This window comes from Pseudomonas sp. Pso3 (assembly GCF_055393275.1).
In genome coordinates, this window is the sequence record NZ_AP043687.1 from 1,961,075 (window position 1) to 1,982,015 (window position 20,941).

The 20,941-nt window shown below is 66.7% G+C and carries 17 protein-coding genes; 6 read left to right on the plus strand and 11 right to left on the minus strand.

The genetic code is table 11. The annotated features are described in order from the left end of the window. Positions 1-165: 165 nt before the first annotated feature. The gene (locus tag ACZ5R1_RS09175; RefSeq protein WP_464713062.1) at positions 166-2,742 is read left to right on the plus strand and encodes a bifunctional diguanylate cyclase/phosphodiesterase; all 2,577 of its coding nucleotides are present in this window, start codon (positions 166-168) and stop codon (positions 2,740-2,742) included. 3 nt (positions 2,743-2,745) lie between these two features. Here ACZ5R1_RS09175 and ACZ5R1_RS09180 read toward each other — a convergent pair whose 3' ends face one another. From ACZ5R1_RS09180 to cydP, 8 genes are all read right to left on the minus strand, one after another. Then, the gene (locus ACZ5R1_RS09180; protein ID WP_074583044.1) at positions 2,746-3,378 is read right to left on the minus strand and encodes a LysE family translocator; all 633 of its coding nucleotides are present in this window, start codon (positions 3,376-3,378) and stop codon (positions 2,746-2,748) included. Positions 3,379-3,534: 156 nt separating this feature from the next. Next, positions 3,535-5,496, minus strand: coding sequence for a methyl-accepting chemotaxis protein (locus ACZ5R1_RS09185; protein WP_464713063.1), 1,962 nt, complete (start codon positions 5,494-5,496; stop codon positions 3,535-3,537). 505 nt (positions 5,497-6,001) lie between these two features. Further along, positions 6,002-7,963 (minus strand): methyl-accepting chemotaxis protein, encoded by a 1,962-nt coding sequence (locus tag ACZ5R1_RS09190; RefSeq protein WP_464713064.1) that lies wholly within the window; start codon positions 7,961-7,963, stop codon positions 6,002-6,004. 217 nt (positions 7,964-8,180) lie between these two features. After that, positions 8,181-8,477, minus strand: a complete 297-nt coding sequence (locus tag ACZ5R1_RS09195; RefSeq protein WP_007158844.1) for a cyd operon YbgE family protein — start codon at positions 8,475-8,477, stop codon at positions 8,181-8,183. Continuing rightward, positions 8,464-8,580 (minus strand): cytochrome bd-I oxidase subunit CydX, encoded by a 117-nt coding sequence (cydX, locus tag ACZ5R1_RS09200; protein ID WP_007158843.1) that lies wholly within the window; start codon positions 8,578-8,580, stop codon positions 8,464-8,466. The genes ACZ5R1_RS09195 and cydX overlap by 14 nt, the downstream gene beginning before the upstream one ends. Before the next feature lie 23 nt (positions 8,581-8,603). Next, positions 8,604-9,743, minus strand: coding sequence for a cytochrome d ubiquinol oxidase subunit II (gene cydB / locus ACZ5R1_RS09205; RefSeq protein ID WP_464713065.1), 1,140 nt, complete (start codon positions 9,741-9,743; stop codon positions 8,604-8,606). Positions 9,744-9,753: 10 nt separating this feature from the next. Continuing rightward, a complete protein-coding gene (locus ACZ5R1_RS09210) occupies positions 9,754-11,367 on the minus strand; it encodes a cytochrome ubiquinol oxidase subunit I (RefSeq protein ID WP_464713066.1) in 1,614 nt (537 codons plus the stop codon). A gap of 33 nt (positions 11,368-11,400) precedes the next feature. Continuing rightward, complete coding sequence (cydP, locus tag ACZ5R1_RS09215) at positions 11,401-11,544, minus strand: cytochrome oxidase putative small subunit CydP (protein WP_007158840.1); 144 nt, start codon at positions 11,542-11,544, stop codon at positions 11,401-11,403. A gap of 259 nt (positions 11,545-11,803) precedes the next feature. On the opposite strand from cydP, the gene ACZ5R1_RS09220 reads away from it, so the two are divergent. Together ACZ5R1_RS09220 and ACZ5R1_RS09225 are read left to right on the plus strand one after the other, a co-directional pair. Continuing rightward, the gene (locus ACZ5R1_RS09220; RefSeq protein WP_464713067.1) at positions 11,804-12,064 is read left to right on the plus strand and encodes a hypothetical protein; all 261 of its coding nucleotides are present in this window, start codon (positions 11,804-11,806) and stop codon (positions 12,062-12,064) included. Positions 12,065-12,231: 167 nt separating this feature from the next. Continuing rightward, positions 12,232-13,146 carry a dipeptidase gene (locus ACZ5R1_RS09225; RefSeq protein ID WP_464713068.1) on the plus strand — a complete coding sequence of 305 codons (915 nt, stop codon included), beginning with the start codon at positions 12,232-12,234 and terminating at the stop codon, positions 13,144-13,146. Between the two features lie 28 nt (positions 13,147-13,174). Here the strand turns inward: ACZ5R1_RS09225 and ACZ5R1_RS09230 are convergent, their stop codons facing one another. Both ACZ5R1_RS09230 and ACZ5R1_RS09235 read right to left on the minus strand, forming a co-directional pair. Continuing rightward, a complete protein-coding gene (locus ACZ5R1_RS09230; protein WP_464713275.1) occupies positions 13,175-14,314 on the minus strand; it encodes a BaiN/RdsA family NAD(P)/FAD-dependent oxidoreductase in 1,140 nt (379 codons plus the stop codon). A 241-nt stretch (positions 14,315-14,555) separates the two neighbouring features. Then, positions 14,556-15,059, minus strand: a complete 504-nt coding sequence (locus tag ACZ5R1_RS09235; RefSeq protein WP_464713069.1) for an Lrp/AsnC family transcriptional regulator — start codon at positions 15,057-15,059, stop codon at positions 14,556-14,558. Positions 15,060-15,197: 138 nt separating this feature from the next. Between ACZ5R1_RS09235 and ACZ5R1_RS09240 the strand changes: the two genes are divergently transcribed. Further along, positions 15,198-16,133: a DMT family transporter gene (locus ACZ5R1_RS09240; protein WP_464713070.1), complete on the plus strand. Its 936-nt coding sequence runs from the start codon at positions 15,198-15,200 to the stop codon at positions 16,131-16,133. Positions 16,134-16,158: 25 nt separating this feature from the next. On the opposite strand, the gene ACZ5R1_RS09245 is transcribed toward ACZ5R1_RS09240, so the two are convergent. Further along, entirely contained in the window at positions 16,159-18,627 is a 2,469-nt protein-coding gene (locus tag ACZ5R1_RS09245) for a PAS domain-containing protein (protein ID WP_464713071.1), read from the minus strand. 548 nt (positions 18,628-19,175) lie between these two features. On the opposite strand from ACZ5R1_RS09245, the gene ACZ5R1_RS09250 reads away from it, so the two are divergent. Both ACZ5R1_RS09250 and ACZ5R1_RS09255 read left to right on the plus strand, forming a co-directional pair. Continuing rightward, the gene (locus ACZ5R1_RS09250; RefSeq protein ID WP_464713072.1) at positions 19,176-20,168 is read left to right on the plus strand and encodes a dienelactone hydrolase family protein; all 993 of its coding nucleotides are present in this window, start codon (positions 19,176-19,178) and stop codon (positions 20,166-20,168) included. 261 nt (positions 20,169-20,429) lie between these two features. After that, positions 20,430-20,879 (plus strand): DMT family transporter, encoded by a 450-nt coding sequence (locus ACZ5R1_RS09255; RefSeq protein WP_042133543.1) that lies wholly within the window; start codon positions 20,430-20,432, stop codon positions 20,877-20,879. Positions 20,880-20,941: the final 62 nt, after the last annotated feature.

A 20,941-nucleotide genomic window follows, 5' to 3' on the forward strand; every position in this document is an offset into this window, starting at 1 on the left:
CGCCCATGGATGGTGCAAAAGCAGCCGCTCTAGCGAGCTCTTCTGCGGAATATTTATGCGAGGGCTTCAAGCCGCCCAAGGCAGTGCCGATATAAAGGCAGACGATTACGGCCTGGCCGCCTGCCGTCAGCACCCCCGTACAACCCGTTGCAACAGGTCGCTATCGTGCCTACCCAACTCAATCGTGTCGCCCGTCAGGCCTCCCTCGGCTTCTTCGCCCTGGTCACCCTCATCTTCGCTCTGGCGGGCTGGATGCTGTTCGACCTGTGCGCACGCATCGACGAGCAGCAACGCCACCACAGCGAGGCGGACGCCCAGCGCGCGCTGGAAACGCGGGTGGACAAACTGGGCCGGGTGCTGACCGATTATTCCTTCTGGCTGGAGGCCTATGCGCGGACCAATAAGAAGGTCGACGTCAACTGGGCCTACGAGGAGGACAATGTGGGGCCGTCCCTCTACAGCGGCTACGGGGTGAACGGCGCCTTCATCCTGGCACCCAATGGCGTGACCCGCTATGCCGTGGTTGGCGGCGGCCGCAGCAAGATGCAACTGGACACCTGGCTCGGCGACGACCAGACGGCGCTGCTGGCGCAGGCGCGGGAACGCTCGCTCAAGGATGGCTATGCCCAGGGCTATTTCCTGATCGATGGCCAGCCGGCCAGCGTGCTGGCCGCGGTCATCCGCCCGGATGCGACCTACCAGGACTTCAAGCGGCTGTCCTATATGGTGTTCGTCGACATCCTCACGCCGGACAAGCTGGCCCAGCTCGGGCACGCCTTCGAATTGCCCGGGCTGACCGCGGAGCCCGGGGACCTGCCCGCCCTGGCGGAGCGGCCGACCCTGGTGGTGAGGTCCGATCCGGGTATCGCGGTGACCTTCCACTGGCTGGTGCATGGCATGGGGCATCGCCTGCTGACGCAATTCGTGCCGCTGCTGGCGACCATGTGTGGCCTGGCGCTGCTGCTGGTCTGGTACCTGCGCCGGCGGATCGCCCTGGCGGCGCGGCAGACCGACGTGGCCGAAGATGCCCTGAGGCACAGCGAGCAGCGCTTTCGTACCGTTTCCGAGGCCTCGTCCGACTGGATCTGGGAGAGCGACGCCGAACAGCGACTGGTCTATCTCTCGGAGCGCTTCGTGGCCGTCACCGGCTTCAGCCGCGAAGACTGGCTGGGGCGTCCGCTGCACGAGTTGCTGGGCTACCCGCCGAGCCAGGTCGAGGAGGTGGCCCGGACGCCGCTGGCGGCCGGCCGCACCCGCCGTCCGCTGCCCTGCGAGATGCGCGATGCCCAGGCCAAGCTCAGGTACTGCCAGCTCTCGGCGCAGCCCATCATCAGCGGCGGCCTGCTGGCCGGCTTTCGCGGCACCGTATGCGACGTGACCGAGGAGATCGAGGCCAAGGCCCGCATCGAGCACATCAGCCGGCACGACGCCCTGACCGGACTGGCCAATCGTCATCAGCTGCATCGCTACCTGGCGCAGCGCTTCGCCGAGGGCGTCAGTGCCAGTCAGCCGCTGCATCTGCTGGCCCTCGACCTGGACCGCTTCAAGCCGGTCAACGACTCCCTCGGCCATGGGGCGGGCGATCAGGTGCTCTGCCAGGTCGCTCGCGAATTGCGCGCCAGTGTCCGGGAGGGCGATCTGGTCGCGCGCATCGGCGGCGATGAATTCCTGATCGCGGTGAACGGCTGCCTGAGTGCCGAGCAGGTGAGCCTGATGTGCAACCGGATGCTGGAGGGCATCGGCCGGACCATGCGCATCGACGAGCACGACATCAATATTGGCGCGAGCATCGGCATCGCCCAGGCGCCCCAGGATGGCCATGGCGCCGAGGATCTGCTGCGCTATGCGGACATCGCCCTGTACGAAGCCAAGGCCGCCGGGCGCAATACCCTGAGGTTCTACGAGCCCACCATGAACCAGCGCATCCTCGAACGGCGCCAGCTGGAGACCGAGTTGCGCCTGGGATTGCAGCGGCTGGAATTCGAGCTGGATTTCCAGCCGCGATTCGACGCCAGCAGCCAGCGCCTGCTGGGCGCCGAGGCGCTGGTGCGCTGGAACCATCCCGCGCGCGGTCGCCTGGCACCGGCCGAATTCATCGGGGTGGCGGAGGAGACCGGACTGATCCTCGGCCTGAGCGACTGGGTGCTGCAGGAAGCCTGCAGCCAGGCGGTGGTCTGGGAGCCGGAACTGATCGTGTCCATCAACCTGTCGCCGCTGGAGTTCCAGCGCGACGATCTGGTCGCGCGGGTCCGCAAGGTGCTCGACCGCACCGGCATCGATCCGGCGCGGGTCGAGCTGGAGCTGACCGAGAACGTCCTGCTGGACGACGCCGCGGGCGCCCTGGAGTTGATGAAGAAGCTCAAGGCGCTGGGGGTGCGGCTGTCCATGGACGACTTCGGCACCGGCTATTCCTCGCTGAGCTATCTGCGCACCTATCCCTTCGATTGCCTGAAGATCGATCGCAGCTTCGTCTCCAACATCGAGGTGAGCGAGAGCAACGCGGCCATCGTCGAGGCCATCGTCAGCATGGGGCGGGCGCTGTCGCTCACGGTGGTGGCCGAGGGCATCGAGACCGCCGGCCAACTGGCGCGCATCGCCGATCTCAGGTGCGACCAGGCCCAGGGCTTCCATCTGCAGCGACCGCTGTCCCAGGTGCGTTTCGCGGCCTTGCGGCAGGAGCAGTCACGACCGCGGGAAGCGTCCAACGACGCCAGTCGCGCCCTGGTCGCCACCAGGCACTAGGCACTAGGCACTAGGAGCGCCCAGGGCCGCACCCAGCAGCAGCGCGGCGAACAGCAGAAAGAGTCCGCCGGCCGCCCGGTTCAGGCGCGCGAGGGTGGAACCCGCGGTCAGGCGGGTACTCAAGGCTGCTGCGGCCCCGGCGTAGCTGCAGTGAATGAGGAGGCTCAACAGGCAGAAGCTCGCCACCAGCAGCACCAGCTGCGGCAGCACCGGGCGGTCGGCCTGGATGAAGGGCGGAAACAGCGCCAGAAAGAAGATGATCAGCTTGGGATTGGTGAGGGACACCAGCAGCCCTTGCCGGAGGCGTCTGGCGACGCCGATCGCCGGCCGGGTCGTGCCGGTCCGCTGGCCTGGAAGCGAGTCCTGGCGCAGGCGACTCAGACCCAACCAGCCCAGATAGAGCGCGCCAAGCAATTGCAGCCCCTGCAGCGCCCGTGGCGAACTGCTCACCAGGGCGCCGAGCGCGGTGCTGGACAGAATGGCTACCAGCAGGATGCCAAGCACCACACCGAGGATGCCTGGCAGGGCGCCGCGCCACTGCAGCAGCAGGGCGTTGTTGACCGTGAGCAGCACGCCCGGACCGGGACTGGCAATGGTGAGGCCGCACAGCAGCAGGTAGAGGGCAAAGGTATCCATGGCGTTTCCAGGCGGTCTGGTGGCCGGTCCTGGGCTGGCCGGTCCTGCGCTGCCGGCGACCAGTCGCTGACAGCGGCGCCCAGTCTGGCGACAGGGCGCGCCGGCGTCGCCATCCAGAGGGGCGGCTTTTCCACCGTACAGCGGCCGGCGCGGGGCTCAGGCCACCTGGAAGCGCCCCACCAATGACTGCTGGGCGTCGGCCAGGCGGGCCAGTTCGCGACTGGTGACCGCGGTCTGCTCGGCACCGGCGCTGACCTGGATGACCAGCTCATGGATGTCGCTGACGTTGCGGCTGATGTCTTCGGCGACCTGGCTCTGCTGCTCGGCGGCCGAGGCCACCTGGATATTGCGATCGTTGATCAGGGTCACGCCCTCGGCGATCTCGCCCAGCAATTCGCCGGCGCGGAGCATGTTGCCGGCGCCGGTCTGCACCTGGCCGAGGGTCTCCTGCATGGCCTGGGCGGCGCGGTCGGTGCCGCTCTGCAGGCGGCTGATCATCTGCTGGATGCTGCCGGTGGATTGCTGGGTCTTTTGCGCCAGGGAGCGTACCTCGTCGGCCACCACGGCAAAGCCGCGACCGGCCTCACCGGCGCGCGCCGCCTCGATGGCCGCATTCAGCGCCAGCAGATTGGTCTGCCCGGCAATGCCATTGATCACGTCCAGCACCAGGGAGATGGCATCGCTCTCCTGCTTGAGTTCGGCGATGATCTGCGCGGTGCGCTCGGCCTGCACCGACAGCCCCTGCACCAGGCCGATGGTGGCCTGCAATTCGTGGCGACCCTGGCGGGTGCTGGCCTCCACCTGCCGCGAGCCCTCGGCGGCTTCGCTGGTGCTGCGGGCGACGTCCTTGACCGTGGCGCTCATCTCGGCGATGGCGGTGGCCATCTGATCGGTGCCCAGGCGCTGCTGGGTCACGTTCTCGCTGGTCTGGATGGCGACCGCCGAGGCTTCTTCGGCGGCGGTGGCGACCTGCTGGGTGGCCGCGCCGATCTCCTGGATGACCTGGCCGAGTTCCTGACTCATCAGATTGAGGTTGCCGGTGATGGTGCCGAATTCGTCCCGGCCCTGATAGACGCAACGGGCGCTGAGGTCGCGGGTCGCCAGGCGGGTGAGGGTGCCGTTGACCTGTTCGACCGCCTGCCTGATGTTGCGGATGACCAGCCAGGCCAGCACCGAAACGGCCACCAGCAGCACCAGCATCAGGCCCAGGGTGGTCCAGAGATCGCGGCTGGAGCCAGCGCGTAGCTGTTCGGTGGTGGCGATGATGCTGGCGCCCAGCTCCGTTTCCAGGGTGCCCAGCTGATCGATGCGCTGGGTGGCCAGGTCGAACCAGGTGTCCGGCTGCACGTTCAGAGGTCTGCCCGGTGTCGTGTAGAGCGCACGCCGCTGCAACTGCGCCAGCTCCAGGGCACCGGGCTGCTTGAGGAGGTTCTCGAATCGCTGGACGACCTCGGGCGCGGACCTCTGCCTGAAGGCGTCGGCGTAGGCGGTGAATTCACCGAGATTGCGCGCGATCTGCACCAGTATCGGCAACTCCAGCCGATTCCTGCTGAAGGCTATCCCCAGCAGCGCGCGCTCGCGGCCGGCCCGCTCCTTCATCTCGACGAACAGATTCAGGGCATTCAGGGCGCGCTTGATCGCCGGATCCTCGACTTCGGCTTCGAGCTTGCTGTTGTAGCCTATCAACGCCTGGATCATCTCGGTATAGGCGGCACTGGATTGGGTACCGCTGATCGTCAGGCCGTCCACGGTGGTGCGCACCCCGGGCAGGCCGTCGAGGAGCTTCAGCACGGGTTGCAGGGCGGTATCGTCGCTGGCCACCCGGGCGCGCAAGGCGCCTTGGGCCTGGTCGCTGTCCTGGCGATAGGTTCGCAGGTCGTCACGCATGGCCGTGCCGCCACTGCTGAGAAAGGCGCCGCTGGCGCCCCGTTCCCGTTGCAGGGAGGTGATCAGGGTACTGACGTCTTGCGCCGTGGCGCTGGCGGTCACGGTGTGATCGAGGTTCTCCAGCGTCTGGTAGCGGTCCTTGAGGAAGAGACCGCAAATCAGCAGAAAGCCGGTCAGGGGCAGGAGCAGGATCAGCAGCAGCTTGGTACTCAGGGCGGCGTTCTTCAGCATTGGTCAGTCCTTCTATAGATAACCCTCGCGTCTGCTGGGACGCGAGGGATCGATTCCATGAGAGGTCACCGCGCAGGCATCGCCGGAAAGGATTCAGCTGCGCAAAGCCTGACGATTGCTTACGGACATACCCGGGTAGCGGATGCGCGCGCATGACCGGCGGTTATGCCTGCAAGTAGCGTGCTAGAGCGGTTCGAGGGTGTTGGTTGCGGATTCCCTGTTCCGTCTGGAACCGCGGAGTCGCCACCGGGACTGAAGGGCGATGGCGGCAAAGGCTTGCGGTCGAAGGATCAAGCCGGGGCAGACGGCAGAGCTCGGTACAGAGGACTGACGTCAGGGTTGCGGGCGGGGCTGGGCAGTGCCGAAGGGTGACCAAGCCCAACGACAGGGCAGTGCGGGGAGGCGGGAGAGTACAGCGAGAAGCGGGAAGGAGGGTTACAGCGGATGGCCAGCGAGGGGGACCTGGGGCTGTCCTCCTCGCTGGCCGTCGAATGCCTGGGTGGGGTCAGGCCACCCGGAAGCGGCCGACCAGCGCCTGCTGCTGTTCGGCGAGGCGGGCCAGTTCGCGACTGGTGACCGCGGTCTGCTCGGCACCGGCGCTGACCTGGATCACCAGGTCGTTGATGTCGTTGACGTTGCGGCTGATCTCTTCGGCGACCTGGCTCTGCTGCTCGGCGGCCGAGGCGACCTGGATGGTGCGGTCGTTGATCAGGGTCACGCCCTCGGCGATCTCGCCCAGCAGCTCGCCGGCGCGAACCACGTTGCTGGCGCCGGTCTGCACCTGGCTCAGGGTTTCCTGCATGGCCTGGGTGGCGCGGTCTGATCCGGTCTGCAGATTGTTGATCATCTGCTGGATGCTGCCGGTGGATTGCTGGGTCTTTTGCGCCAGGGAGCGCACCTCGTCGGCCACCACGGCAAAGCCACGCCCGGCCTCACCGGCGCGAGCGGCTTCGATGGCGGCGTTGAGCGCCAGCAGGTTGGTCTGCTCGGCGATGCCGCGGATCACGTCCAGCACCGAGGAGATGGCATCGCTCTCGTGCTTGAGTTCGGCGATGATGTCCGAGGTCCGTTCGGCTTGCACCGACAGCCCCTGCACCAGGCCGATGGTGGCCTGCAATTCGCGACGACCCTGGCTGGTGTTGCCCTCGACCTGGCGCGAGCCCTCGGCGGCTTCGGTGGTGCTGCGGGCGACGTCCTTGACCGTGGCGCTCATCTCGGCGATGGCGGTGGCCACCTGATCGGTGCCCAGGCGCTGCTGGGCGACGTTCTGGCTGGTCTGGATGGCGACCGCCGAAGCCTCCTCGGCAGCGGTGGCGACCTGTACGGTGGCCGCACCGATCTCCTGGATCACCTGGCCCAGCTCCTGGCTCATCTGGTTGAGATTGCCGGTGATGGTGCCGAATTCGTCCCGGCCCTGATAGGCGCAACGGGCGGTGAGATCGCGGGTGGCCAGGCGGGTGAGGGTGCCATTGACCTGTTCGACCGCCTGCTTGATGTTGCGGATGATCACCCAGGCCAGCGCCGAGACGGCCACCAGCACCAGCAGCACCAGGCCCAGGGTGATCCAGAGGTCGCGACTGGCGTTGGCGCGGGCCTGCTCGGCCTGGGCCCCGACGCTGGCGCCGAGGTCCGCCTCCACCTTGCCCATCAGGTCGATGCGCTGGGTGGCCAGGTTGAACCAGTCTTCCGGCTTGACGCCCAGGGCGTCGCCGAGGGGAACGGTAAAGGCCAGTTGCTGCAGGCGGCTGACTTCCTGGGCGCTGGGTTGCTTGAAGGTGTCGTCGAGCTGGCGGATGAATTCGGGCGTGGCCTTGCGCTGGAAGGCGTCGGCATAGGCGGAGAATTCACCCAGGTTGCGCGCGAAGCGCGACAGCAGGCTGGCGTCAAAGCGATTCTGGTTGAAGGCCAGACCCAGGAGCACCCGCTCGCGGCCGGCGCGTTCCTTCATCTCGACGAACAGATTGAGGGCGCCCAGGGCGCGCAGGATGGCCGGATCATCGACCCCGGCTTCCAGCGAATGGGTGTAGCCGATCAGCGTCTTGATCAGGTCGGTGTAGGCCGCACCGGACTGGGTGCTGTTGAGCGCCAGGCCGTCCACCTTGGTGCGTAGGTCACGTAGACCATCCAAAGCGCGCACGGCCGTCTGGATCGCGGTGTCGTCACCGGTGGCCAGAGCCCGCAGGTCTTTCTCCGCCTTGTCACTGTCTTCGCGAAAGGTCTTGAGCTTGTCTTGCATCGACTTGCCGCCGCTGCCCAGGAACACGCCACTGGCGCCGCGTTCGCGCTGCAGGCTGGTGACCACGGCACTGACACGCTGGGCCGTGGCACTGGCGGTCACGGTGTGCTCCATGTCCTTGAAGGTTTCGTAGCGATCGGCGGTGTAGAGACCCGAGATCACCAGGAAGCCGGCCAGTGGCAGGAGCAGAATCAGCAGGAGCTTGGTACTTAGGGGGGCATTCCTGAGCATGGTGGACTTCTCTGAAGCGGTCAGCGGGGGCGCCGGCGGCAGGATGATCAGCCGTCGTGGGCGAGGTCGATTGCGGTTATGTCGGCACCCCGAGACGAACCTTTATAGTCAGCTTAATCAATGGTGCGAGAGAGGGTGCGTCAGGCTGTCCATCAGACGGTGCGCCGGGTGGCGCGCGCTGCGCCCGGGGAGGCCGGGCGCTATGGTCAGACATCAATCAGCCCAGTTGCGCCTTGACGAGCAGGGCGTAGCCGAGCACCAGCAGCGGCCAGCCCACGGCCGGCCCGAACAGCAGGCGCCAGAGCCACAGGCGCGGCACGAAGCCGACGCCGTGGACCAGTCCGGCGGACACACCGAGCATGACCCCCATCAGCAGCGGATGACTGTAGTGGCCGCTGGCGTCGAGCATCAGCCCGGGGTGGATCAGCAGCAGCAGGGCCAGGGGCGCCGCCAGCAGCAGGGACAGCGTCCGCCCCAGCGGGTGGACGCGGGGCAGGGCCTCAGCATTCGGCATCGTCATGGACGTCCAGCTCCCGGGTGCTTTCCAGCCAGAGGGCGTTGATGATGCCGAAGCTCGCGGCGAGCAGGACACCGAGGATCCAGGTGAAGTACCACATGGCGTGTCTCCTTGAGAGGCCGATCAGTAGAGGCCGTGGGGGTTGGCGTCGATGAAGCGGTCATCGACCTTGCCCCACATGCGGATGTAGCTCCACAGGGTGTAGGCAAGGATGAGCGGCACGAAGAGGGCCGCGGCGACGAACATGATGCCCAGCGTCTTGTGGCTGGAAACGGCGTCCCAGACGGTCAGGCTGGAAGCCGGATCCAGGCTCGACGGCAGCACGAAGGGAAACAGCGCACAGCCGGCGGTGGCGAGGGTGCCGACGATGGCCAGGGCCGTGCCGGTAAAGGCCAGACCGGCCTGACGCCAGCTGCTGCCCAGCAGCGCCAGAACGCTGCCGAGCACGGCCACGACCGGGGCGATCAGGGTCAGCGGCTGGACCTGGTAGTTGGCCAGCCAGCCCGGGTTGCCGGCCGCGACCACCTTGTGCAGCGGATTCAGGGCAGTGCCCGGATCGCCCTGGCTGATCAGCACATAGCCGTCGATGCCATAGGCCAGCCAGACGCCGGCCAGGCCGAAGGTGGCGAGATGCAGCAGGGCGCACAGGCCGGTGGCGCGGCGGGCGCGCTCGCCCAGCGCCTGGTGGGTGCGCAGCATCAGCCAGCTGCCGCCGTGGGCGCAGAGCATGGCCAGGCTGACCCCGCCGCAGAGCAGCGCGAAGGGGTTGAGCAGGGCGAAGAAGCTGCCGCTGTAGGTGGATCTCAGGGTGTCGTCGAGCTGGAAGGGCACGCCCTGGAAGAGATTGCCGAAGGCCACGCCGAACACCAGCGCCGGAACCAGGCTGCCGGTGAACAGGCCCCAGTCCCAGGCGCTGCGCCAGCGGCCGTTGTCCAGCTTGCTGCGGTAGTCGAAGCCCACCGGGCGCAGGAACAGGGCGAAGAGCACCAGCAGCAGGGCCCAGTAGAGTCCGGAGAAGGCGGTGGCATAGACCATCGGCCAGGCGGCGAAGAGGGCGCCGCCGGCGGTGATGAACCACACCTGGTTGCCGTCCCAGTGCGGGGCGATGCTGTTGATGGCGGCGCGGCGTTCCTTGTCGGTCTTGCCGATCAGGGGCATGAGGATCATAGCGCCCATGTCGAATCCGTCGGTGAGGGCGAAGCCGATCAGCAGCACGCCGATCAGCACCCACCAGATGAGCTTGAGGACTTCATAGTCGAACATGGCGGTCTCCTCAGACGTTGGCCGGGGCAGCGGGCTTGGCCACCGCGGCCTGGCGCAGGGCGTCGCCGACCTGGGCGGCGCGTTCGTGGAAGTAGCGGCCGGTATGCAGGCTGCTTGGGCCGAGGCGGGCGAAGCGGATCATCAGGTACAGCTCCACGATCAGCAGCAGGGTGTAGAAGGTCACCAGGGCGCCGATGGAGCCGAGCAGATCGCCCGGGGCCAGGGTCGAGGCCGAGAGGTGGGTGGGCAGCACCTCGCTGATGGTCCAGGGCTGGCGACCGTGCTCGGCCACCCACCAGCCGGTTTGGGTGGCGATCCAGGGCAGCGGCAGGCTGAGCAGCGCCCATTTCAGCAGCCAGGGCTTGCTGAGTTCGTTGCGGCGGGTCGAAGCCCAGAAGGCGCAGATAAACAGCGCCAGCATCAGCACCCCGCTGGCGACCATGATGCGAAAGGTCCAGAATAGGCTGGCGACACCGGGAATGGTGTCCCGCGCGGCCTGGCGGACCTGCTCGGGGGTAGCGGTGGCGGGATCGTTGACGTATTTCTTCAGCAGCAGGCCATAGCCCAGGTCCTGCTTGTGGGCGTCGAAGGCGGCGCGGGTGGCGGCGGAGTCGTCGCCGGCGCGCAGGCGCTCCAGCAGGGCATAGGCCTGGGCACCGTTGCGGACGCGGGCCTCGTACTGGCTGACCAGGTCCTTGATGCCGGTGACCTGTTCGGTGGTGGAGCGGGTGGCGATCAGGCCCATCAGGTAGGGGATCTTCACCGCGTAGTCGGTGCGCATCTCCTGCTGATTGGGAATGCCGAAGAGGGTGAAGGAGGCCGGGGCTGCCTCGGTGTTCCACTCGGCTTCGATGGCGGCCAGCTTGACCTTCTGTACCTCGCCGACGCGATAGCCGGATTCGTCGCCCAGCACGATCACCGAGATGACCGCGGCCATGCCGAAGGCGGCGGCCACGGCGAAGGAGCGCCGGGCGAAGCCGATGTCGCGGCCCTTGAGCAGGTAGTAGCTGGAGATCGCCAGGACGAAGATGGCGCCGGTGACATAACCCGAGGCCACGGTGTGGACGAACTTCACCTGGGCCACGGGGTTGAGCAGCAGAGCGCCGAAGTCGACCAGCTCCATGCGCATGGTGACGTAGTTGAATTCGGCACCGACCGGATTCTGCATCCAGCCGTTGGCCACCAGGATCCACAGCGCGGAGAGATTCGAGCCCAGGGCCACCAGCCAGGTCACCAGCAGGTGCTGCCCTTTCGACAGCCGCTCCCAGCCAAAGAAGAACAGCCCGATTAGCGTCGATTCGAGGAAGAAGGCCATCAGGCCCTCGATGGCCAGGGGCGCGCCAAAGATGTCGCCGACATAGTGGGAGTAGTAGGCCCAGTTGGTGCCGAACTGGAACTCCATGGTCAGGCCGGTGGTGACGCCCAGGGCGAAGTTGATGCCGAACAGCTTGCCCCAGAACTGGGTCATGTCCTTGTAGACCTGTTTGCCGGTCATCACATAGACCGACTCCATGATCCCCAGGATCACCACCAGCCCCAGGGTCAGGGGCACGAAGATGAAGTGATACAGCGCGGTCATGCCGAATTGCAGGCGTGACAGGTCCACGACGGATTCCGAGATCATCCCGGCAATCTCCTCAAGCGAAGGGAAGGGGTACTAGTCCAGCAGGTGGGCGCTGACCGCCTGGGTGGCGTCGGGCGGAACCGTGGGGGCGCTGAACCAGAGGCTCTTGATCGCCATGAGCAGCGCCAGCTTGATCAGCAGGATGATCAGCAGTTCCTTGACCAGGCGTCCGTTCATGGCGACCTCGCGAGCCGTGGCGCCGCTCCAGGACGGAGTGGCGGCTGCATGCAGGATGCGCCTGCTGGCCCTGGGCAAAACTGATCCAGATCAATTGGCCAGTGGCCATCGCCTGGGGCAGGTTGTCGCAGCCGTTCAGGTCGGGTTCAGAGGGGTTAAGACAGCGTTAAGACGCCTGGGCGCAAGGTGGAACCGTGACTGACGCCGGACCGCTGCCGCGGCGACGCCAGCCCCCGTGTTCAAGACAGGAGGATCCACCATGAACGTCTTCAACAAGATGGCCGCTCTCGCCCTGCTCAGCACCGCCAGCTACACCGCCATGGCCGCCGAGATCAACGAAAGACGCGCCCAGGCCGCGCTGCAGCCCAAAGCGGCCCAGTCCGAGGTCGTCGCGGTGCAGCCACAGGCGCCGGCACGCTGGGACCAGGTGCTCGATCCCCAGGCCTATGGCCAGGCGTCGGTGCGCTATCAGGCAAGGGTCGTGGATCCGGCGCTGCTGCGGACCGTGAACCTCGGCTAGCGTCGCGGCGGGCCGGGCGGACCCCGGCCCCCGTTCGCATGCTATGTTGCATCCCTCGAGACGTGCGCAGGGGGACGCCGATGCAGCCGGTCACAGCCATATCCGCGGGACCCGGACCGATTCGCTGGGAGGCGCATGCCTGCCTGCCCCTCGTGCCCGGGCAGGACATGTCCGGCTTGCATCGCTATCGCGCGGCCGGCTTCCATCATGTGTCGATCAACGTCGGCATGGACATGACGCCTTTCGCGACGGTGGTGCAAACCCTAGCGGATTTCCGCGCCTGGCTGGCGCGGCATGAGGCGCACTTCCGTCTGGTCGGCACGGTGGCCGACATCCACCAGGCGCGTAAGCAAGGCAGGCTGGCCGTCTCCTTCGATCTCGAAGGCTCGACCATGCTGCTCGACGATCCAGCGATGGTCGGGCTCTATGCCAGTCTCGGGGTACGCCAGATGCTGCTCGCCTACAACCGCGACAACAGCTGCGCCGGAGGTTGCCATGGCGCGGGGGGCGGTCTGACGGCGCTGGGTCGCGAGATGGTGGCGGCCGGCAATGCGGCGGGCATCACCCTCGACTGTGCCCACGCGAGCGAGCGCGTCAGCCTGGAGATCATGGCGGTGTCGACCCGGCCGGTGGTCTTTTCCCACACCAATATCAAGGCGCTCCACGAGCATCCGCGGACGGTGAGCGATGGGCAGATCCGCGCCTGCGCCGACCAGGATGGCGTGATCGGCCTGACCGGTCTGAGTCTCTTTCTGGGCGATCCCGCGGCTTCGATGGCCAGCTTCGTCCGCCAGATCGACTACCTGGCGGAGCGGGTCGGGACTCGCCATATCGGCATCGGGCTGGATACCGAATTGTGCCCGGCCGACCATGCCCTGCCCGCTGGCGTCGACGTCGAGGACTGGTGGCCCGCACGCCACTATGGACAGCCGCACGGTCATACCCAGCTGCAACCCGAGGCGCTACCTGAACTGATACGCCAACTGGCGGGGCGGGGCTACACCGCCGCCGACATCGACGCCATCCTGGGCGGGAATTTCCTGCGCATCGCGAGCCAGACCTGGCCGTCTGCGGCTGCCTGAGTCCAGGCGCAAAGCGCTTTCCCCTGGCCTAGACGTACCGCGCCGCCGCGTAACCCGAGGCCCAGGCCCACTGGAAGTTGAAACCGCCCAGGTGGCCGGTGACGTCCAGCACCTCGCCGATGAAGTACAGACCGGGCGACTTGAGCGACTCCAGGGTCTTGGACGATACCTCGCGGGTGTCGACGCCGCCCAGGGTGACCTCGGCCGTCCGATAGCCCTCGGTGCCCGCCGGGACCAGTTGCCAGTCGTGCAGGCGGGCGGCGATGGCCTTGAGTTCGTCCGGGGTGTATTGCTTCAGCGGCCGGGACTGGAACCAGCTGTCGGCGAGCAGGGTAGCCATCTTCTTGGTGAACAGCTCGCCCAGCAGGGTCTTGAGTTCGCTGTTGGGCCGCGCCTGACGCTGCTCGGCGAACCACTGGACCAGGTCCAGGTGCGGCAGCAGGTCGATGCTGAGGCTGTCGCCGGGTTGCCAGTAGGAGGAGATCTGCAGGATCGCCGGACCGCTGAGGCCGCGGTGGGTGAACAGCAGATTCTCGACGAAGCTCTGGCCGTTGCAGCTGATCCGGCAGTCTTCCACCGCCGTGCCGGACAGGGCGCTGCAGAATTCCTTGAGCTGCGGATCGGTGATGGTGAAGGGCACCAGACCGGCGCGGGTCGGCAGCAGCTGATGGCCGAACTGGCGGGCGACCTGATAGCCGAAGCCGGTGGCGCCGAGGGTCGGGATGGACAGGCCGCCGGTGGCGATCACCAGGGATTCGCCACGCACCGGGCCCAGGCTGGTCTGCAGTTGATAGCCGCCCGGGTCGAGGCGGGCGATCTCCTGCACCGAGGTATTGAGGCGGATGTCGACGCCGCCCCGTTCGCACTCGTCCAGCAGCAGGGCGAGGATGTCGCTGGCCTTGTTATCGCAGAACAGCTGGCCGAGCTTCTTCTCGTGATAGGGCACGCCGTGCTTGGCCACCAGGGCGATGAAGTCCCATTGGGTGTAGCGCGCCAGGGCCGACTTGCAGAAATGCGCGTTCTGCGAGAGGAAGTTGGCGGGCTCGCAATAGAGGTTGGTGAAGTTGCAGCGGCCGCCGCCGGACATGAGGATCTTCTTGCCGGCCTTGTTGGCGTGGTCGAGTACCAGCACCCGGCGCCCGCGCGCGGCGGCGCTCAGGGCGCACATCAAACCGGCCGCGCCGGCACCGATGATGATGACCTGGGTATCGAACACTGTGACTCCTTACCGATAGACAGGGGCCTCTGGCCCGCGGCGGCGCATGTTACCCGATCGCTCGCTCGGGGTGGATGGCCGCCGTCGCGTCGCGGGTCCGGCTGTCCGGGCACCCTCCGACAGGCGCGGGCCGGGGCGGGCGGCGATCCATGAGCACCCTCGGCCACACCTGAGCGCGCGGCAGCGGGCAGTCTCAGCGCCGGCTGCCCGTTGCCCGTCCGCGCAGGTGATTGGTCGGTAGGGCGGTGGTGTACTTCACCTGGCTCAGGGCGAAGCTCGATCTGATGCTGGCGACGACGGGGATGGTCGTGAGGCAATCCAGCAGCAGCGTCTGGTACTTGGCCAGGTCTTCGCTCACCACCCTGAGCATGAAGTCGGCCTCGCCGCTCATCAGGTAGCACTCCATGACCTCCGGACGCTCCTTGATCGCATCCGTGAAGACCTCCAGCGACTGCTTGTCCTGCAGCTTGAGCGACACATGCACGAAGACGTTGATGGCGAGCCCCAGCGCGGCCGGATCGACCAGGGTCACGGCGCCGCGCAAGACGCCATGCTCCTTCATGTCCGCCACGCGCCGCCAACAGGGGGACGTCGAGAGTCCGGCGATTTCCGCCAGTTCGGCATTGCTCAGTTCGGCGTTCTGCTGCAGGGCATCCAAGATACGCAGGCTGGCATCGTCGAGTTTGGCGCGGCTCACGGTAGGACCTTCCTCTTTTAAATCTATTCAGGGTTGAATTTACCGAAATTCCCATTTTTCACGAAGAGAAAGGTGCGTTTTCGCGCACGAGCGGAAATAGCATAACTCCGAGTGATCCTTGGGCAACAGGGTGGCATCGTGAGCGCTACGATTCGGCAGAACCTCGACCTTCCCGGCAAGGCCTTCGGGCTTTCCTCCACCTATGTCGCGCTCGGCGTCATGGTGCTGCTGTGGGGAAGCAGCTGGCCGGTGACCAAGCTCGCCCTGCAATCGGTGCCGCCGCTCTGGCTGGCGACCGTGAGATTCGCCAGCGCCGCGGTCTGCCTGTGCCTCTACCTGGCGCTGCGGGGACAACTCAGGCTACCCACCCGGCACGACCTGCCGATCATCGCCAGCGTGGGACTCCTGCAGATGATGACCTTCACCGGGCTTGGCATGGTGGCCATGGTGCAGATCGACACCAGCAGGGCCGTGCTGCTGGCCTACACCACGCCCCTGTGGTGCGTACTGGTCGCCTGGATGCTGTTTCGCCAGGTGCCGTCGCGTCTGCAACTCACCGGATTGGCCATCGGCATGGCCGGGGTGGTCGCCGTCTGCAGTCCCGCGGAACTCGACTGGACGCAGCCGGGCACCGTGAAGGGGGCGCTCTTTCTCCTGCTCGCCGCGGTGAGCTGGGCGCTCGTCATCCTCCATGTGAAGCGCCATCGCTGGGTGACGTCGCCGCTGGCACTGGCACCCTGGCAGATGCTGCTGGCCGTGGTGCCCCTGGCCTTCGCCGCCTGGCTGAGCGAAGGCTGGCCGACCGCCGTCACCCTGGATACCCGGCTGTTGCAGGAGCTGTTCTTCATCGGTCCGATCGCCACCTCGGCCTGTTTCGTCATCTCGGCGGAGTTCGGCCGGAGGATTTCCACCTTCGCCATGTCGACCGTCACGCTCGGGGTGCCCCTGGTGGGAACCCTGGCGTCCTGCCTGGCGTTTGGCGCCACCGTGTCGAGCCTGTTCGTCGCCGGGCTCGGCCTGGTGGTGGCGGGGGTGCTCGTCTCGGCCCTGGCGGTGCGCCCCGGACGAACCTGAGCGCGACCGCCCGTACCGCGACGCCCTAGGTGGTCAGGTGCGTCGCGGTTTCTTCGAGGATCTGCTGCAGCCGGCGGGACAGGGCCTCCGCCGAATAGGGCTTGTGGATCAGCTCGAAGCCCTGGGCGCCATTGGTCGCCAGCACGTGGCTGTAGCCGGAGGTCAGCAGGATCGGCAGGCAGCGATAGAGGCGTCTGATCTCGATGGCCAGCTCCAGCCCGCTCATGCCGGGCATGACGACGTCCGAGAAGACCACGTCAAATCGACCCGGCTGGTCGGCGAGCAGGGCGAGGGCGCGCTCGGCGTTGGTGGCCAGGACTGCGTGGTAGCCGAGATCGCCCAGCAGGTCCACGGCGAAGCTACCCACCTCGAGATTGTCCTCGACCACCAGGACGGTGATCCCACCGCCATCGACCGTTGCCGTGGCATCAGCGAGGGTCGGTTGCGGCCCGCTGGCCGGCGCGAGCGGCAGATAGAGGCGGAAGGTCGTCCCGCGGCCGACCTCGCTGGTGACCCGCACCTCGCCGCCCGACTGCTTGATGAAGCCGAACACCTGGCTCAGGCCGAGTCCGGTACCCTGGCCGACTCTCTTGGTGGTGAAGAAAGGCTCGAAGATCTGCTCCAGGTGTGCCCGGGCGATGCCACTGCCGTTGTCCGCCAGGGTGATGGCCACGGCTGGGAGGTCCAGCGCTGGCTGAGCTCCGCTGGCCGGAATGCCGGCGACGGTCATTACGCCTATGGTCAGGCGTCCGGCACCGCTCATGGCGTCGCGGGCGTTCACCGCGATGTTCACCATCGCGGTATCGAACTGGCTGGGGTCGGCATAGACCAGGCACGGGTCATCGCCTACCTCGAGCTCGATGCCCACCTGCGAACCCAGCAGGGTTTCCAGCATGTCACCCATGGCCAGGACATTGTCCCGCGCGGAAAACACCTCGGGCGCCAGGGCCTGGCGCCGGGCGAAGGCCAGCAGTTGCCCGGTCAATCGCGCGGCGCGATCCACGGTGGTGGAGATCGCTTCCAGGTAGCGCTCGCGTCGCGCATCGCTGAGGTTGGGGCGCTTGAGCAGGTCGCAGGAGGTGCGGGCGACGGTGAGCAGGTTGTTGAAGTCGTGGGCCACGCCCCCGGTGAGCTGGCCGATGGCTTCCATCTTCTGCGCCTGGCGCAGGGCGTCTTCGGCGGCCGCGAGATCCAGCGTCTGCTGGCGTTGCTGGGTCACGTCGCGCACGGTGGCATAGATGAGTTCGCCGTTGCGCGTGGCATTCCAGGAAAACCAGCGGTAGGTGCCGTCGCGGTGGCGATAGCGGTTTTCGAAGCTGACCAGCGCCTTGCCCTGCTTGACGTCGCGAAACGCCTGGCGCGTGGCGACGAGGTCGTCATCGTGGACGAAGGTCAGGAAGGGACGGGCCTTGAGCTCGTCGAGCGACCAGCCCAGGGTCGCCGTCCAGGCCGGATTGAGGTTGACGAAGAAGCCTTCGAGGTCGGCCACGCACAGCGGATCGGTAGAGCAGTTCCAGATCTGGTCGCGCTCGGCGGTGCGCTCCGAGATGCGTAGCTCCAGCTCGTCGTTGAGCGCGGCAATGGCTTCGGCACGGGCCTGCTGCGCCTGCTGGGCGAGGATGCGACTGCTGATGTCGCGCGAGATGCAGACGATCTTGACCTCGCCGGTGCCGGCCACCGCGAAGGGCGAACAGGACACCTCCCACCAGCGCGGCTCGCCCCGGGCCGTGGGGCAGAATCCCTCGACCCGGGTGCCCTGGCCTTCGACGGCGCGCCTGACGGCGTGGCGGATCTTCTCGACCTCCGCGTCAGGCCAGAGCGCGGCGTATTCGCAGCCCATCACCTGATCGACGGACTGCAACTGGTTGAGCTCCAGGCCCTGGGCGTTCATGAATTCGATATGGCCCCCGGCGGAGAGGACCTTGACGCAATCCAGGCTGGCCTGGAGCAGGCTGCGGGAGAAGGCCTCGCTGTGCAGCACGTTGCGGGCGGCCACGAAGCGGCGCTGGGCGTCGATCTCCAGCGCGATCATGCTGGCGAAGAGTTCGAAGGCGGGCAGGATCTCCGGGCTGCTGGGCTTGGCCGGCTGCGGATCGATGGCGCAGAGGGTGCCGAAGAAGCTGCCGTCCTCCAGCACGATGGGCACCGAGATATAGCTGCGCAGGCCGTACTGCCTGGGCGTGTGATGGTGGCGATAGAGCTCGTCCCGCGCCACGTCGTCGATCACCACCGGCTGGCGATGGTCGCGGATCTCGTCGCAGATGGTCGATTTGACCTCCAGTTCGCCACCGGGCTCTAGGCCGAAGCCGATCAGGTCGAGGGTACTGCAGGCGATCCAGCGATCGTCGGTCACCCGGGCGACGGCGGCGAAGCCCATCCCTGTCATCCGGCAGACCACGTCCAGGATCCTGGGTACCGCGGCGATCTCGGCAATGAGATCGATGTCCTGGGACAGGAGGTACGAGGGGACTGGAGTCGAGGTGAGGGTGCTCATCGGGTCGCTCGTACGGTGCCCTGCCGGGGCAGCGGGGAAGATGGCGAGCGACAGGTTGAAGCCTCCAACACGGATGCTAGAGGTGTTCGTCACAGGCCGTGCGCGGCCAGTATAGCGAGCATCCAAGCGAAGCGGGTGACAGGATGCCCACCGGTTTGCGATGGGCGTCTCCGTCTCTAGCCTGAGGCCGCGGCGGGTATGGCCGTGCGACTGCCCAGGGGCTGGCTGGCACTGGCGTTGAACAGCGCGGTGAGGGGCGCGTAGTTGTAGAAGGCAGTGATGGCCTTGGCCAGGGAGGCGCTCTGCGTGCCCGCCAGCGGTTTCGCCGCTGGCGCGGGGAGAATCGGAGGAAGCCGTCCTGGTGCATTTAGGAAACCTTTGCAGCGGAAAAGGGCGGCCGCTCAGAGGCTAGGAGGTTTGTACCTCAGGGCAGGATTGCGGGCAAAGGTGCCCATTCTGGCTAGTGCGGCGGGTTCTGCTCGCCGTCTTTCCAGCAGGGCACCGCCGATTGGCTACCCTGGGAAGACCTCACAAGAAGGATGCAACCGATGCGCTACCTGTCCGCTGGAACCCTGCGCCCCTTGCTCGCGGCCATTGCCGGTCTTGCCAGTGCCACGGCTTTCGCCGCCACCGCGCCCGCTACCGACATACCCGCTCGGCAAGAGGTGCTGACCTTCACCTCGCTGACCCTGAGCGATCAGCAATTCCTGACGGGGGACCAGGGCGGCACCGAGGTCCTGCTCGGCGGCGTACTATCGCTGCCGCCCGGCGAGGGCCGGGTGCCGGTGGTGCTTCTGCAGCATGGGTCGGGCGGGATGGGGGCCAACATCACCTATTGGCAGCGGCAGTTCAATCAGGCCGGCATCGCCACCTTTGCCGTGGATGGCTTCTCGGGCCGGGGCATCACCAGCACTGCCACCAATCAGGCTCAGCTGGGGCGGCTCAATTTCGTGCTGGATGACTATCGCGCCGGTGCCTTGCTCGCGCGGCATCCCCGCATCGATACAGGCAAGATCATCCTGATGGGCTTTTCCCGCGGTGGACAGGCCTCGCTCTATGCCGCCATGGAGCGCTTCGACAAACGCTGGAAAAGTCAGGACTTCCAGTTCGCCGGCTATCTGTCGTTCTATCCCGACTGCTCGATCAGCTTTCGCGAGCAGGACCGGGTCGTCGCCAAGCCGCTGCGCGTCTACCACGGCCTGGCCGACAACTACGATCCCTATTCCCGCTGCGAGGGCTATCTCGCCACACTCAAGCAGCAGGGCGCCGATCTCGGGGTGCACACCTATCCTCACGCCGAGCACGGCTTCGACAGCCCCTATGTCTGGAGTCCGGTGGTGGTCGCGAAGGGTAGCCAGACCGTGCGTGAGTGTCGGATCACCGAGAACGCCAAGGGCGAGTTGATCAACCAGCAGACCGGCAAGGTCTTTTCCTATCAGGATAGCTGCGTGGTGCTGGGGCCCAAGGTCGGGCCCGATGCGGAGGCGACCCGGCAGGCCACCCGGGATGTGCTGGCGGCGGTCAGGGCCATCGTGAAATAGGGCTCACGCTCGACATCGGCCCTGGCGGAGGAGGGCGCAGGACCGCATCGGGGTTCGAGCGGATCGCCTGGCGGGACCGGCACGCATCCAGGCGGCGAGTCAGGCCCGCTGGTCGAAAAGGCACCCAATATCCCGGTGTAGAGCCTTCACGCGTGAGCGAGGCGGCACTTTTACAAGATGTGTCCAGTCGTAATTCAGGCCTCGCCGGGTCGCTTGAGCGGCCCCGCGTCTCTCCCATGCTCCGCTCCGAGACGACTCCTGATGAATACTGCGAACTGGGCTTATATCCTTATCGTCGTTGCCGGATTCCTGCAGGCTGCCGGTGCGGCCATGAACGGCTCGCTGAACAAGGCGCTGGTCAATCCCTGGCTGGCGACCTCGGTGTCCTTCGTGATGGTCACCTTCGTCGCGCTCGGGCTGTTCATCTGCATGCCCAGGCCGCTGCCTTCGGTGAGCCAGATCGGCGACATGCCCTGGTGGGCACCCCTGGGCGGCATCGCCGGTGCGGTGGCGGTCTTTGCCGGTCTGCTGTTCATCCAGCGCCTGGGCGCAGCGCCGGTGAACGGCGTCACCATCACCGCCAACCTCATCGCCAGCCTGGCCATCGATCACTTCGGCCTGTTTTCCATGGAACAGCATGCGGTCAACGGCTGGCGGCTGCTGGGCGCGATCCTGATGATCGCCGGGGTGGTGCTGATCGCCCGGTTTTGAAGCCACACCCCGGTAATCCCGGGACAGCGGAGGCCTTCGAAGCGCCTCCGGATTCACGGGAA